This window comes from Acidovorax sp. Leaf191, assembly GCF_001424425.1.
GTDB lineage: Bacteria > Pseudomonadota > Gammaproteobacteria > Burkholderiales > Burkholderiaceae_C > Acidovorax.
On the sequence record NZ_LMPT01000012.1, the window covers coordinates 575,517 to 588,134 of the forward strand.

Consider the following 12,618-nt stretch of genomic DNA (forward strand, 5'->3'; position numbering starts at 1 on the left):
GGTAAGCAGCCCCCTCAAATTCGGTCGCGCGTGGTCTGGCGCCGGGTCTCGGTGTGCGACGCGATGGCGGCCGTCGCAAAGTAGGCGCGCGCATCGTCGCAGTCCTTGGCGATGCCCGTTGTCAGGGCGTCCAGGCTGTCGTACTTGAGCTCGTCGTGCAGTTTGTGCAGTAGTTCCACCCGCACGATTTTACCGTACGCCCCCTCGGGGCCCAGATCGGCAGGCCATTGCAGGCAGTGGGTTTCGAGCAGCACCCGCCCGCCGTTGACGTCGTTCGGGTCCAGCGAGGGGCGCACGCCCAGGTTGGCCACGCCGGGCAGAGGCACATCGCCCAGGCCATGCACCAGCACCGCAAAGATGCCGCTGGCAGCGGGCTTCCAGTGGGCAAACCGCAGGTTCAGCGTGCGAAAGCCGTCGCCGGCCCCCGCGCCGGTGGCGCCCAGCTCGCGCCCGAGCTTGCGGCCATGCACCACGTGGCCCGAGATGGTGTAGGGCCGCCCCAGCAGGCGCGCCGCGGCTTCCATGTCGCCCCGGCCCAGCGCATCGCGCACGGCCGAGCTCGACACCCGAAGGCCATGCACCTCGTAGCTGTTCATGCGTGCCACGTCGAAGCCCCGGGCCTGGCCGGCGGCGTCCAGCATGGCGTAGTCGCCCGCGCGCTGGCGGCCGAAGCGGAAGTCGTCGCCCACCAGCACATAGCGCGCGTTCAGGCCGCGCATCAGCACCTCGTCGATGAACTCGGCCGGCGACTGGGCGGCCAGCCGCGCGTCGAACGGCAGCACCACGGTCTGCTGCACGCCGCAGCGCGCCAGCTCGGTGAGCTTGTCGCGCAGCGTGCCGATGCGGGCCGGCGCCAGTTCGGGCTTGTTGTGTGCCCCGGCGAAGTAGTCGCGCGGGTGGGGTTCGAAGGTCAGCACGCAGCTTTCGACCCCGCGGTGCGCAGCCTCGCTGTTCAGCAGGGCCAGCATGGCCTGGTGGCCCCGGTGCACTCCGTCGAAGTTGCCGATGGTCAGCGCACAGGCGCTGGCGATGCCCCGGTGGTGGAATCCGCGAAAGATCTTCATTGGTTTGTTATCTTTTTGATAGCAGCACGCGCATATCCATCAAGCGCAGGACGCCAATTTGTCATCAAAACGGAGTATATTGTGACCGAGGGGCCTTCCAGAGCAGGGTGGCCCGCGAGACATCCGCGTTCCCATTCCTTGTGATCATTCTTGTTCCAGGAGGCGTGTTTTGAAGGTCTTGAAGCTGTCAGCCCAAGGGCTGCCCCAATCATGGATTTCGCTCGAACAGGCGGTCATCCACTACGCCGCCGATGAGGTGCGCTGGGAATCAGGCGCCCACATCGCCCGGTTCCGCGGTGGGTACAACGCTGTCACCGGCGAGCAGTCGGTGATCGCGGTGAACAGCATCATCGGGACCAAGGGAGTGCCGGGCATCAACCCGTTCGACCTGAAACCCAGCCTCACCAACAGCAAGCTCTTCGCCCGCGACCGCAATGTCTGCGCCTACTGCGGCGGCCATTTCCACGAAGAAGACCTCACGCGCGAACACATCGTGCCCTTTGCCCGCAACGGGCAGGACCACTGGATGAACGTGGTCACGGCCTGCCGCCCCTGCAACCACCGAAAGGGCCCGCGCACCCCTGAGCAGGCCCACATGCCGCTGCTGTACGCGCCCTACATCCCCAGCCTGTGGGAAGACTTCATCCTGCGCAACCGGCGCATCCTGGCCGACCAGATGGAGTTTCTGATGGCGCATGTGCCGAAGTCGTCTCGGCTGCTGGGGTAGCGGCAGCCAGTATTTGCTGGGAAGACCGGCCCCGCAGCAGGGCAGGGGCCAGGGCTTTGTGAAGATGGCGCTGCGCCGTGTTGGCCCGCCTTAGGCGGGCTTGTGCGCAGTGACCACGAACCCGTGGACGGGCTGCCCGCCTTCATGGCGCAGCACCGTGTCCTCGACCACCACGGCGTCGAATCCGGCGCGCTGGCAAAGGGCTTCCACGTGGCTTCGCTTGTGGGTATACCGGCCGGAGGACATCAGCACCAGGTCCGGGCCTGTCTCGTCACCCACCTCGCACGAGAAGATCAGCTCGCCATCCGCAGCGAGCACCCGGAAGGCGTTGGGGATGGCTTGTGTCAGGTCGCCCGCATAGATGAACACGTCCAGCGCGGCGACGACCTGGTACAGGCCTTGCGGCGTCGCCTGGAGGGCATCGTGCAGATTGACGGTGTGGAACCGGTCGTACACGTTGTGCCGCGCCGCCTGTTCCACCATCTTGTGTGAAACATCCACACCGATCAATGCACCTTCCAGACGGCCCAGGCACACTCCGAGAAGGCCTGTGCCGCAGCCGAGGTCCAACACATTGAGTTTCTTGTGCGGATAGCGAGCCAGTATCTGATCGGCTACCTGCTTGGGCAGCTGGTACTTGAGACCGCGCACCATGTGCTGGTCGTAAATCTCGGCCATGCCGTCGAACAGTGGACGGGTCAGCTCGGGAGGCTGCTGTGCCGGCGTACGGCCAGCGGCAAGTTCGGCATAGTACTGATAGACCGCATCGTCCGGCGCCAGAGCCAGCAGAGCCGACGTGTCCTTGGCAGCCTCGGCTGCCCTGCCGGCGGCGACGCAGGCCTGGACTCTGCCGACCAGCGATTGCGTATCGGCGGGGTTGCTCGCAATCAGTGCGTCCCACACTGCAAGGGACTCGTCGTGGCGGCCCAGCTCGCTCAAATCGCGTGCCAGCAGGCGTTGCAGCGTGGCATCGCCGGGCACCAATTCCAAGCCTCGGCGCAGATGGCGGATGGCCATCTCGGCGTGTCCTGCGCGATGGGCGATGTCCACGACACCCGCCAGCACTTGCAGGTTACGGGGTTCCAGGGCCGCGACCTTCTCCGCGGTTTCGACGGCTTCCTGAAACTGGTTCTGGCGTGCCAGAAGCAGCGCGAGTTCCAGCAGGCCGGGTCCCCAGGCGGGCGCCAGCGAAACGGCTTTGCGCAACGACTCGAATGCGCCCTTCACATTGCCAGCTTTCTCCGCCAACAGGCCGCCCAGCATGTGAACGCGCGCATCCTGAGGCCACAGTGCGTTTGCCTTGTTCAGCGTGGCCGCAGCGTTTCTGAGATCGCCCTTCGTGAGCTGCTCACGGGCTTTGGTCAAGTACTTGAGATTGGGATCGTTCGCTGTAGCGCTCATGGGTGCGGAGGAGTTGCATCAGACCGTCTGTCAGTCTGAAAGGCTATCGGTGCCTGGTTGTTCTACCGGGCAAAAGCGAGATTATCCAGGATTCGCGTTGGCCACCGTCGGTGGGGCAGCCTGTGCGCCACGCATGGCCGGCGCGGCACGCGCTGCGTGCCGTGCGCCGGTCAAGCGTGCGGTGCATCGGCTGCCCGGCGGCCTGGATCTGGCTGTGGCCCCACGCGCTGCGCGCCCAGCGTCAGCGTGAAGCACGCCCCCTCTCCCGGGCGTGACTCCACCGTGATGTCGCCACCATGCAACCGCGCGATGCGGCGGGTCACCCACAGGCCCAGGCCAAAGCCCTTGCTCTGGTCGGTGCGGTCACCGCGCTCGAACCGCTCGAAGATGCGGTTCATCACCTCCAGCGACATGCCCGAGCCTTCGTCGGCCACCGAAATCTCCAGCAGGCCAGAATCGGCCTTGCGGGCTGCGATGAAGATCTCTCCGGCGGCGGCGTACTTGACCGCGTTGTCCACCAGGTTCGACAGCGCAATCCGCACCAGCGTTTCATCACACACCCACTCCTGCGGCGCCGCGTCGGTGAAGAGGCGCAGGTGGTGGCGTGGAGACCAGTGCACCAGTTGGGCCGCGTGTTCCAGCAGATCGGCGATGCGCACGGGGGCGGCCTGCAGCGAGAATCCCGCCGTGTCCAGGCGCTCGCTGATGAGACAGCTGTCCACCAGAGAGACCAGGCGCCTGCACGCACGGCGGATCTGGGCCGCGCGGTCCTTCTGAGCGGTCAGATCGGGCGAGGGGAAGGCCTGCTGCTCGGCCGCAGCGCTGTCCACCACGGCCAAAGGCGTCCTGAACTCGTGGCTGATCATGTGGAAGAACTGCCGCTGTTCGAGCCGCAGCTCCCGCTCGTTGCGCAGCGCCTGCCCCAGTGCGATCTGGGCCTGCGACAGCTCCGAGGTCCGCTGTTCGATGCGCTCTTCCAGCGACTGCTCGGACTGCGCGAGCCGCGCGATCGCCAGGTCCTTGACGCGCTGGATATCGCGGTAGCGCACCACCAGCCCCACGAACACCGCGCAGGCGATCAATGCGGTGAAGATGATGACCTCCAGCTGCCACAGGGCGGTGGCATCGATGTTCCAGTGCAAGGCGCCGGTCTGGATGATGGTGATGGGCACACCCGCCACCGCATGAAGGCCGTAGGCTGCAAGGAGCAGGGTGTGCAGCGCCCGCCGCTCGCGCCTTTGCAGCGCGAGCAGGCACAGGGCGATCGCTATCACATCGCTGGTGATCAGCGACAGCAGATTGAGCCAGGCCACGGACCCATAGAACCCCAGAGGAACACTGAGCGTTCCTGCCAGATTGAGCGCGACCAGTCCGATGAGCACCTGGTCCGTGCGGCGGTAGCGGCTGGTGCGCGACAGCTGCTGCCGGATCTGCCACGCCAGCGTGGCGGCGAGCAGGAAGGCACCGATCCCGACGGCGTGGCTCGCCAACTGCGTGAGGGACGGCGGTGCCCAGAGGCTGGCGTACCCGCGCACATTCAGGATGTGGACGAAGCTCACGGTGCCGAGTACGGCGAGGGCCCACAGCGTGTGGGTCCGAAAGACGGCCGCACCAGCCCATATGCCCAGCAGCAGCGCGGCCATGGCGCCGAAGAAGAGCCCCATGGCACGTTCCGAGCCTGCCACGGCGGTCGCCAGGGCCTGCGTGCCCAATACGATGCCCTGCCATTGCATGGCGCTCGTGGTTTCGATGCGGATGATCGCGGTGGCACCGGGCGTCAGGCGGAACAGGTGTTGGCGCACGCCCGATTTCTGCAGGGAGGGCACATGGTCGCCGCTGATCTGCGCAGACCAGTCCCCGGTGGCGCTGCGCTGGTACAGCGTGATGGAGTCCAGGTAGGTGGGCTGCGCCAGCAGCCACAAGGCCCCGTCGGCAGCGTCCGGCGGCAGCGCCGGCACGTCAAAGCGCAACCACACGGGGTGGTTCAGGTAGCCCGCGCTGAGCGAATGGCGCAAGCGCGAGACACCCTCGGCCGCGCCGGCCGTCGCCACATCGTCGGGGCCCAGCCGGCGGTCCGGATCATCCAGCCGGTCCATCGGAACGTCCCACCCCAACTGCCAGCGAGCCGCAGGCTGCAGTGCGTTGGCGTGTGAAAACAACGCCATGAAAACAAGCAGCCCTACCAGCAACCGTGGGCCCAGCCAATGGGCAGCGCGTGGCCATGTTCTGCGGGACGCATTCATCGTGAGTATTCGTGAGTTCTTGTGCATGGCTCGGTGCAAAACGCACTGCGACAATAGTACGTATCCAACTGTTTCCAACCCGCGAAGCCCCCATTTTTTCCATGTCTGCCGAAGCCACGATCGCAGTCGTCGAAGACGACGAGGACATCCGCAGCAATGTGTGCAGCTATCTTGCGCGCTCGGGTTTTCGCGCGTGGGGCGCCGAGTCGGCCGAAGACTTCTACGTACAGCTGCTGCGCCAGCACGCTGACCTGGTGGTGGTGGACATCGGCCTGCCCGGTGAAGACGGTCTGAGCCTGCTCGCGCGGCTGGCCGCCCAAGGCGTGTCCACGGTGCTCATGACAGCCCGCGCTGATCTCGATAGCCGCATCGCGGGGCTCGAGGCCGGTGCCCTGCAGTATTTCGTCAAGCCCGTCGACATGCAGGAGTTGGTGGCCGGTATCCGCTCGCAGCTGCGCAACAGGCGGCTGCAGGGACAGGGCATGGGAGACGCCGCAGCCGCCGTGCCGTGGCAGCTCGATGCCTCGGCAGCCACGCTGCGCGCACCCAACCAGCAGGTGGTGGCCCTGACCACGAGAGAGCTGGAACTGCTGTCGTGCCTGCTGGAGAGCCCTGGCGTGCTGGTGAGCAAGCAGCTGCTGGTGCAGGCCGTGGGCGGGCGCAATCTGGACGACGACTTTCATCGCATCGAGTCGGCCCTGACGCGCCTGCGGCGCAAAACGATGGACGACACCGGCCTGGCATTGCCGGTGCGCGCAGTCTTTGGAAAAGGGCTCGTGTTCGCCACATGAATTGACCCACCACACGCAGGCCGGTTGACAAGGCGCTGAACGCTCCGAACGACCGCCTTTCACCCCCCCCCATTTTTTGGTTGTGCATGCCGCAAGGCAGGGCGCAGCCTGGGCCGGACTCGGCCCGCAGGTTTGACAACAGAGACTGGTTCACAGAGGAGATGGCAAATTGATCACCGAAAATTTTCCTGCGGGAACGCGCGAAGGGCCTGCCAGGTTCCTGCGCCACTTGGGCGTGTTGCTGCTGGGTTTGCTGGTGCTGGCGGCCACGGCAGGTTCCGCGCGTGCGGCCTTCGTGAACGGCGGCTTCGAGAACGACCTGGCCAACTGGAACGTCCGGCACCTGCGTGTGCCCAGTACCGGCATTCCCCTGGCCAACTTCCCGCCGGACACCGAAAGTGATCTCGGGCTCACGACCAACACGACTTCCACGCCCGCTCCCACCGATGCGGTGGGCAATGGCTCCGACACCAACGTCAATGGGCAGGTGCGCTTTCCGCTGTATGGCGCCAAGAGCGCGCGCGTCAACTACCTGGGTGCCCAGAACCGCGCTGCGTCCATCGACCAGACGGCCGTGATGACGCTGGGCGACGTGGACCCGTCCGACGGCAAGGCGCACGTGCGTTTTGCAATTGCGCCCGTGCTGCAGAACCCCGGGCATTCGGGGCAGGAGCAACCGTACTTCTTTGTCGAGGTGTACAACATCACCAAGAACAAGCAGCTGTTCTACACCTTCAACTTCTCCGGCCAGTCGGGCGTGCCGTGGCAGACGGTGGGCGGCTTTCAGTACACCAACTGGCAGACCATCGACATCGCACCCGGTGCGGGCATTCTGGATGTGGGCGACCAGGTCAAGGTCACCGTGATCGCCGCGGGCTGCAGCCAGAGCGGGCACTCGGGCCACATCTATGTGGATTCCGGTGCGGGGCTCACCAACCTGCCCGGTCCCGGCATCAAGGCCGATGCGCCGGAATACGCTGCCGCCGGCGGCAGCGTGGCCTACACCTACTCCTATTCCAACCAGGGTGACGTGCCGCTGACGAGCACGGTGGTGACCATCGTGTCTCCGCAGGACAACACGCCCGGAACGCCGAAGAACCTGCGCGTGGACCCCGCCACCGTGCCGGGCACCTGCTCGGTCAGTACCTCCGGGGCGGCGGGCAACCAGATCGACACGGTGTCGTGCCCGCTCGGCACGCTCAACCCGGGCAGCAGCGGCACCCTCCCGCTGTCGTTCCTCACGCCGGGTGCCACCACAGGCCCCATCAACCACGGCAACTACTCCATCGTCGGCGACGCCATATCGCCCCTGCTGGGGCCTTTGGTGCAAAGCCAGATCACGACCGACCCGCTGGTGGACCTGAGCGTGAGCCTGTCGGACGGGCAAAGCGCGGTGATCTGGGGCCAGGCCCTTACGTACACCCTGTCCGTGACCAACCTGGGCCCCACGGCGGTGCCTGCGGGCACGACCATCCAGGAGTCCGCTCCCACCTCGTTGACCAACATCACCTGGACCTGCGCAGCCAGCGGGGGCGCGGTCTGCCCGGTGCCTTCGGGCTCCGGCGCGGTGAGCCAGATCCTGCCGGACCCGGTGCCGGTGGGTGGCACCCTCACGTACACGATCTCCGCGCAGGCCGACCCGGCAGGCAGCGGCGCCGGCACCATCCTGCACACCGCGGCCGTGACCGCGCCGGTGAGCGTGAAGGACCGCGAGAGCTCCAACAACACCGCCACGGATTCCGACCCCGTGGGCCTGGGCTTGTTCAATCTCGCGGTCAACAAGATCGGCACGGGCACGGTGACGTCGGTGCCTTCGGGCATCACCTGCGGCGCGACCTGCACCACCGACGCGCCGGGCGGCTCGCAGGTCATCCTGTACGCCACCGCGCCCTCGGGCTCGATCTTCTCGGGCTGGAGCGGCGGTGGCTGCTCCGGCACGGCCACCAGCTGCACCGTGTCCATGGATGCCTCCAAGACCGTGACGGCGAACTTCACGGTGCCCCTGGACGTGACGCCCGTGGTGGGCGCCAACGGTGCGGTCAGCCCTGCGGTCACGCAGCCCGTGGCACCGGGCGGCACCACGTCGTTCACCGTCACGCCCAACGCGGGCTATGCGCCCGTCATCACCGACAACTGCGCAGCCGGCGGCACGCAGACCGGTGGCGCCGTGGTGGGCAGCACCTACACCACCAACGCCATCGCCCAAAACTGCACGGTCAACTTCAGCTTCGTGAATGCCGGCGTGGCCACGGTCACGCCCACGGTGGGCACGGGGGGCTCCATCACGCCCAACGCGCCCAAGACGGTGGTGATCGGCGGCTCTGCCGCCTACGTGGTCACACCCACCACCGGCTACAGCCCCGGCACGCCCACCGGCACCTGCCCTGCAGGTACGTGGTCCGGCACCACCTACACCATCGCTCCGGTGGCGGCCAACTGCTCGGTGAACTTCGTGTTCATCGGCCCGGTGGCGGTCACGGCCTCGGTGGCCTCGGGCAGCGGCGTGGTCAGCCCTGCATCGCAGTCTGTGGCCGTGGGCGGCACGGCGGTGATCACGCTCACGCCAGGGGCCGGCCAGCGTGCCACCCTGGCGGCCGGCAGCACCTGCACGGGCGGCAGCTTCAATGCCGACACCACGGTCTACACCATCCCCGCGGTGGCGGGCGCATGCTCCGCAGCGTTCGCGTTCGTGCCCAACCCGGTGGTGACCGGATCGGTGCTGTCGGGCACCGGCACGGTGTCGCCGGCGTCCCAGTCCGTGATGCCCGGCGCCAGCGCCGTGTTCACGCTCGCTCCCGGTGCCGGCATGCGCGCGGCGCTGGACGCCTCCAGCACCTGCACGGGCGGCAGCTTCAACGCAGGCTTCACCACCTACACCGTGCCCGCCGTGGCGGCGGACTGCACCGCAGTGTTCCGGTTCGCCCCGGCCATGGCGGCAGGCCCCGCGTCCATCCCCACGTTGTCCGAGTGGGGCATGATCATCCTGTCGGCCCTGCTGGCACTCATGGCCTGGGTGCACCGGCGCCGATTCGGCGGCTGACGCAGCCGAAACTCTCGATCCGAAGTGCACTGGTGCACTCTCCGAACCGTGCCAAGGCCCCTGCGTGGGGCTTTGGCACTCCACTTGTCTCGATCCATGAAAAAAATCGCCTTGGCCGTTGCGGCTGTGTCACTGTCGTCCGGCGTCGTCGTGGTGCCGCTGGCGCATGCCGATGCCTTGCCCGTGCGCAAGCCCGGCCTGTGGGAGGTGTCGATCGTCGGCGCCGGCCAGTCCGTCATGCGCCAGCAGAAGGTTCTGCAGTGCACGGCGAACGAGGTGGATGCCGTGACCATGCTCGCCGTGGTGCCCGGCCAGGAGCACTGCCACGAGACCGCGGTCAAGAAGGAGGGCGGCCAGTTCACCGTGCAGACCGTGTGCTTCGTGCACGACAACCGGGTCACCGCACGCATTCGGCTCAGCGGTGACTTTCAGCAGTCCTACCAGGGCGACTTCGAAGTGGCCTATTCAAAGCCCGTCGCCAACAGCAGCCCCGGCGTGACCCAGTTCAGCGGGCGCCGCGTGGGGGACTGCAAGGCGGGCATGAAGCCATCGGACATGGTGTTGCCCAATGGCATCACCGTGAACATCGTCGAGAGCCTCAAGCAGCGCGAAAGCCACGACGGGCATCGGCACTGAGCCGTGGCCGGCCCTTGGGCCGACCGAGCGTAAAAAAGCCCCACAGGTGCGCCCTGTGGGGCTTTTTTTGTGCGCAGGCTCTGGGCCGCCGGATCAAGGGCAGGCGTTATTGGCTGATCTCCAGCATCACCACATGCCCCTGGGCTGCAGGCCAGGTCTGGCCCACCACGCGCTCGCCGTTGAACTCGGCGGCAATGGGGCGCTGGCCGCCTGCGGGCTTGATCTTGGCCGACGCGGCGCCGGCGCCGGCCGGCACGCCGGCGGGCGCGGCGCCGTCCAGCAGCATCTTGTCGCGGGCCGGGTCCAGGTAGCCGCGGGGGCGGGTCAGGGTGACGATGGCGTCGGCGGTCTTGTCGGCGTCGGCGATGCGTTCGGGGCGCAGGTGGATCAGGTCGCTGCCGCGTGGGAAGCCGCTGCGGTAGATGTGGGTCGTGCCGTAGCCCGGCGCGGAGATCACGAACTCCAGGGGCACGCCGGGCTGGGTGGTCAGCGGGCCCCACAGGCCGTCCGTGCCCACGGTCTTCTTCAGCAGGGCGCCACCGGCGCGGGCGCCGGTGGCCGGGTCGGTGGCGTACACCTCGAGCTGCGCGCCGGGCAGGGGCAGGTTGTTGCTGAAGTTGCCGGTCTTGGCATCGGCCGAGTCCACGCCCAGGCCGGTGATCTTGCCGTTCAGCACCACGGATTTTTCAGCCGCGACGTCGGTGCGCGCGGGGGCCTTGCCGGTGATGAAGCGGTAGGTGGCTTCGAACGCGGCGGGTGAGTACGAGGTCTCGCGGTGGTCGATGCGCGGGATCACCACGTTGGTCGCACCCTTGAGCTCGGGCCCTGCGGCGGTGACGTTGGTGGGCGTGCCTTTCTGGCCGATCCACAGGCCGTCGGGCTGCGCGAACTTGTCGTTGTTGTCCGAGCGGATGGTCATCCACTTCACGGGGCCGCTCACCTCGTCGCCCGCGGCGTTCTTGGGGGCGTTCAGGGCCTTGAGGAACGGGCCGGTGCCCGAGAATTCGTTGCCTTCGCGAAAGCCCGCGATCGCCCACACGCCGTGGTTGGGCGTGCCGCCCAGGATGGCGTGGCTCACGGTCTGGTCGCCGCCGCCGTTGTAGATGTAGTTGCGGATCGCGTTGCCGCCGCGCGAGTTGCCCATCAGCACGACCTGGCGCGCGCCGGTGGCCTTGATCACCTTGTCCACCTCGGCCTTCAGGTAGGCCATGTGCTCGGCCGCGGAGGTGCGGCCCGGCTGGGGCTTGGCGTCGTCATCGCGCGAGAGCGGGTAGGGCACGTCGATGGCGTGCAGGCGCTCGCGCGGCCAGCCGTTGGACTCGAAGCGCCAGGCGGTGGTCTGCCACAGCGCGGCGGTGTCGCCGTTGCCGTGCACGAAGACGATGGGCGGGGCCTCGGCCAGGCTGGGGCTGCGGGTGGCGCAGCCGGCCAGGGCCAGGCCGGCGGCCACGGCCGTGGCGAGCAGCAGGGACCGGCGGGGCAGGAAAAGCGTGTTCATCGGAGGGTCTCCAGAAATAAAAAATGCCCGTGGACCGGGGAATCCACGAGCATGGCATGCGGGTGTTACGCGCCTGCGTCAGGCAAACACGCCCGCCGTGTCCTGCATGCGGGCCGACACTTCGCCCAGGTGGTGCAGCGTGTCGCCGAACGTCATCTCCAGCTGCGTGAGCTTCTTGAAGTAGTGGCTGCCGATGTACTCGTCCGTCACGCCGATGCCGCCGTGCAGCTGCACCGACTGCTGCCCCACGAAGCGCATCGACTGGCCCAGCTGCACCTTGGCGCGCGCCATGGCGGCGCGGCGTTCGGCGGCGGGGGCGCCCAGCTTCAGGCTGGCGTAGTAGCTCATCGAGCGCGCGAGTTCGAGCTGCATCTTCATGTCGGCCACGCGGTGGCGCAGCGCCTGGAAGCTGGCGATGAACACGCCGAACTGCTTGCGCTGGTTCATGTACTCGACGGTGAGCGACACCGTCTTGTCCATCACGCCCACGGCCTCGGCGCAGGTGGCGGCGATGCCGGTGTCCACGGCCAGCTCCAGCGCGGCCAGGCCGTCGGTGGTGATGAGCGTGGCGGGCGCGTTGGCCAGCTGCAGTTCGGCCGCACGGCTGCCGTCCTGCGTGACGTAGCCACGCGTGGTCACGCCAGCGGCGGAGCGCCCCACCAGGAAGAGGGCGATCTTGCCGTCCAGCTGCGCGGGCACGATGAAGGCATCGGCCTGGTCACCAGCGGCCACTATGCTTTTGGTAGCTGTTACCGTATACCCGGATTGCGCTGCGGCCGCTTTGGCCTCACACACATCCAGGCGGTAGCGTGCCTTGCGTTCCTGATAAGCCAGTACCACCAGGGCTTCGCCGCTGGCCACGCGGGGCAGCCAGGCGGCCTGCACGTCGGCCGTGCCGTACTGCGACAGCACGCTGCTGGCGATGAAGGCCTGGGCAATGGGCTCGAGCACCATGCCGCGGCCCAGTTCCTCGGCCACCACCATGGCGTCGATGGCGCCCTGGCCCAGGCCGTCGTGGGCCTCGGGCACGGTCAGGGCGGTCAGGCCCAGCTCGGCCAGCTCGCCCCAGGCGGCGCGGTCGAAGCCGCCAGCGGCCACGGCAGCGCGGCGGCGCTCGAAGGTATAGCCCTTGTCCACCCACTTGCGCACGGCGTCGCGCAGTTGTTCCTGGTCGTCAGAAAAATCGAAATCCATGTTCTTGTCTCCTGGAACTTGGGT

Annotated in this window: 9 protein-coding genes; 4 read left to right on the forward strand and 5 right to left on the reverse strand. The window is 67.5% G+C overall.

Features of this window, described 5'->3' with window-relative positions:
• Nucleotides 1–14: 14 nt before the first annotated feature.
• A complete protein-coding gene (locus tag ASG27_RS11100; protein ID WP_056415984.1) occupies nt 15–1,064 on the reverse strand; it encodes a bifunctional riboflavin kinase/FAD synthetase in 1,050 nt (349 codons plus the stop codon).
• Nucleotides 1,065–1,233: 169 nt separating this feature from the next.
• On the opposite strand from ASG27_RS11100, the gene ASG27_RS11105 reads away from it, so the two are divergent.
• Nucleotides 1,234–1,791: an HNH endonuclease gene (locus ASG27_RS11105; RefSeq protein WP_056415989.1), complete on the forward strand. Its 558-nt coding sequence runs from the start codon at nt 1,234–1,236 to the stop codon at nt 1,789–1,791.
• A 90-nt stretch (nt 1,792–1,881) separates the two neighbouring features.
• Here the strand turns inward: ASG27_RS11105 and ASG27_RS11110 are convergent, their stop codons facing one another.
• Nucleotides 1,882–3,192 carry a tetratricopeptide repeat protein gene (locus tag ASG27_RS11110; RefSeq protein ID WP_056415994.1) on the reverse strand — a complete coding sequence of 437 codons (1,311 nt, stop codon included), beginning with the start codon at nt 3,190–3,192 and terminating at the stop codon, nt 1,882–1,884.
• A 170-nt stretch (nt 3,193–3,362) separates the two neighbouring features.
• Nucleotides 3,363–5,357: a sensor histidine kinase gene (locus ASG27_RS11115; RefSeq protein WP_162240439.1), complete on the reverse strand. Its 1,995-nt coding sequence runs from the start codon at nt 5,355–5,357 to the stop codon at nt 3,363–3,365.
• A gap of 179 nt (nt 5,358–5,536) precedes the next feature.
• Here ASG27_RS11115 and ASG27_RS11120 point away from each other — a divergent pair, with 179 nt between their 5' ends.
• The 3 genes from ASG27_RS11120 to ASG27_RS11130 all read left to right on the forward strand — a co-directional run bounded on the left by ASG27_RS11120 (nt 5,537) and on the right by ASG27_RS11130 (nt 9,902).
• Nucleotides 5,537–6,226, forward strand: a complete 690-nt coding sequence (locus tag ASG27_RS11120; RefSeq protein WP_056415999.1) for a response regulator transcription factor — start codon at nt 5,537–5,539, stop codon at nt 6,224–6,226.
• Between the two features lie 169 nt (nt 6,227–6,395).
• On the forward strand, nt 6,396–9,266 hold the full coding sequence (locus ASG27_RS11125; RefSeq protein ID WP_056416000.1) for an IPTL-CTERM sorting domain-containing protein: 2,871 nt from the start codon (nt 6,396–6,398) through the stop codon (nt 9,264–9,266).
• A gap of 96 nt (nt 9,267–9,362) precedes the next feature.
• On the forward strand, nt 9,363–9,902 hold the full coding sequence (locus ASG27_RS11130; protein ID WP_056416003.1) for a DUF3617 domain-containing protein: 540 nt from the start codon (nt 9,363–9,365) through the stop codon (nt 9,900–9,902).
• 106 nt (nt 9,903–10,008) lie between these two features.
• On the opposite strand, the gene ASG27_RS11135 is transcribed toward ASG27_RS11130, so the two are convergent.
• Both ASG27_RS11135 and ASG27_RS11140 read right to left on the reverse strand, forming a co-directional pair.
• Nucleotides 10,009–11,400, reverse strand: a complete 1,392-nt coding sequence (locus ASG27_RS11135) for an alpha/beta fold hydrolase (protein ID WP_056416006.1) — start codon at nt 11,398–11,400, stop codon at nt 10,009–10,011.
• A gap of 78 nt (nt 11,401–11,478) precedes the next feature.
• Nucleotides 11,479–12,594 carry an acyl-CoA dehydrogenase family protein gene (locus ASG27_RS11140; RefSeq protein ID WP_056416010.1) on the reverse strand — a complete coding sequence of 372 codons (1,116 nt, stop codon included), beginning with the start codon at nt 12,592–12,594 and terminating at the stop codon, nt 11,479–11,481.
• Nucleotides 12,595–12,618 lie beyond the last annotated feature (24 nt).

What these genes read in the sequence shown, in the direction of transcription:
- ASG27_RS11135 (WP_056416006.1), bottom strand. Translation starts at nt 11,400, where the DNA reads ATGAACACGCTTTTCCTGCCCCGCCGGTCCCTGCTGCTCGCCACGGCC.
- ASG27_RS11110 (WP_056415994.1), bottom strand. Translation starts at nt 3,192, where the DNA reads ATGAGCGCTACAGCGAACGATCCCAATCTCAAGTACTTGACCAAAGCC.
- ASG27_RS11140 (WP_056416010.1), bottom strand. Translation starts at nt 12,594, where the DNA reads ATGGATTTCGATTTTTCTGACGACCAGGAACAACTGCGCGACGCCGTG.
- ASG27_RS11120 (WP_056415999.1), top strand. Translation starts at nt 5,537, where the DNA reads ATGTCTGCCGAAGCCACGATCGCAGTCGTCGAAGACGACGAGGACATC.
- ASG27_RS11130 (WP_056416003.1), top strand. Translation starts at nt 9,363, where the DNA reads ATGAAAAAAATCGCCTTGGCCGTTGCGGCTGTGTCACTGTCGTCCGGC.
- ASG27_RS11115 (WP_162240439.1), bottom strand. Translation starts at nt 5,357, where the DNA reads ATGGCGTTGTTTTCACACGCCAACGCACTGCAGCCTGCGGCTCGCTGG.
- ASG27_RS11100 (WP_056415984.1), bottom strand. Translation starts at nt 1,064, where the DNA reads ATGAAGATCTTTCGCGGATTCCACCACCGGGGCATCGCCAGCGCCTGT.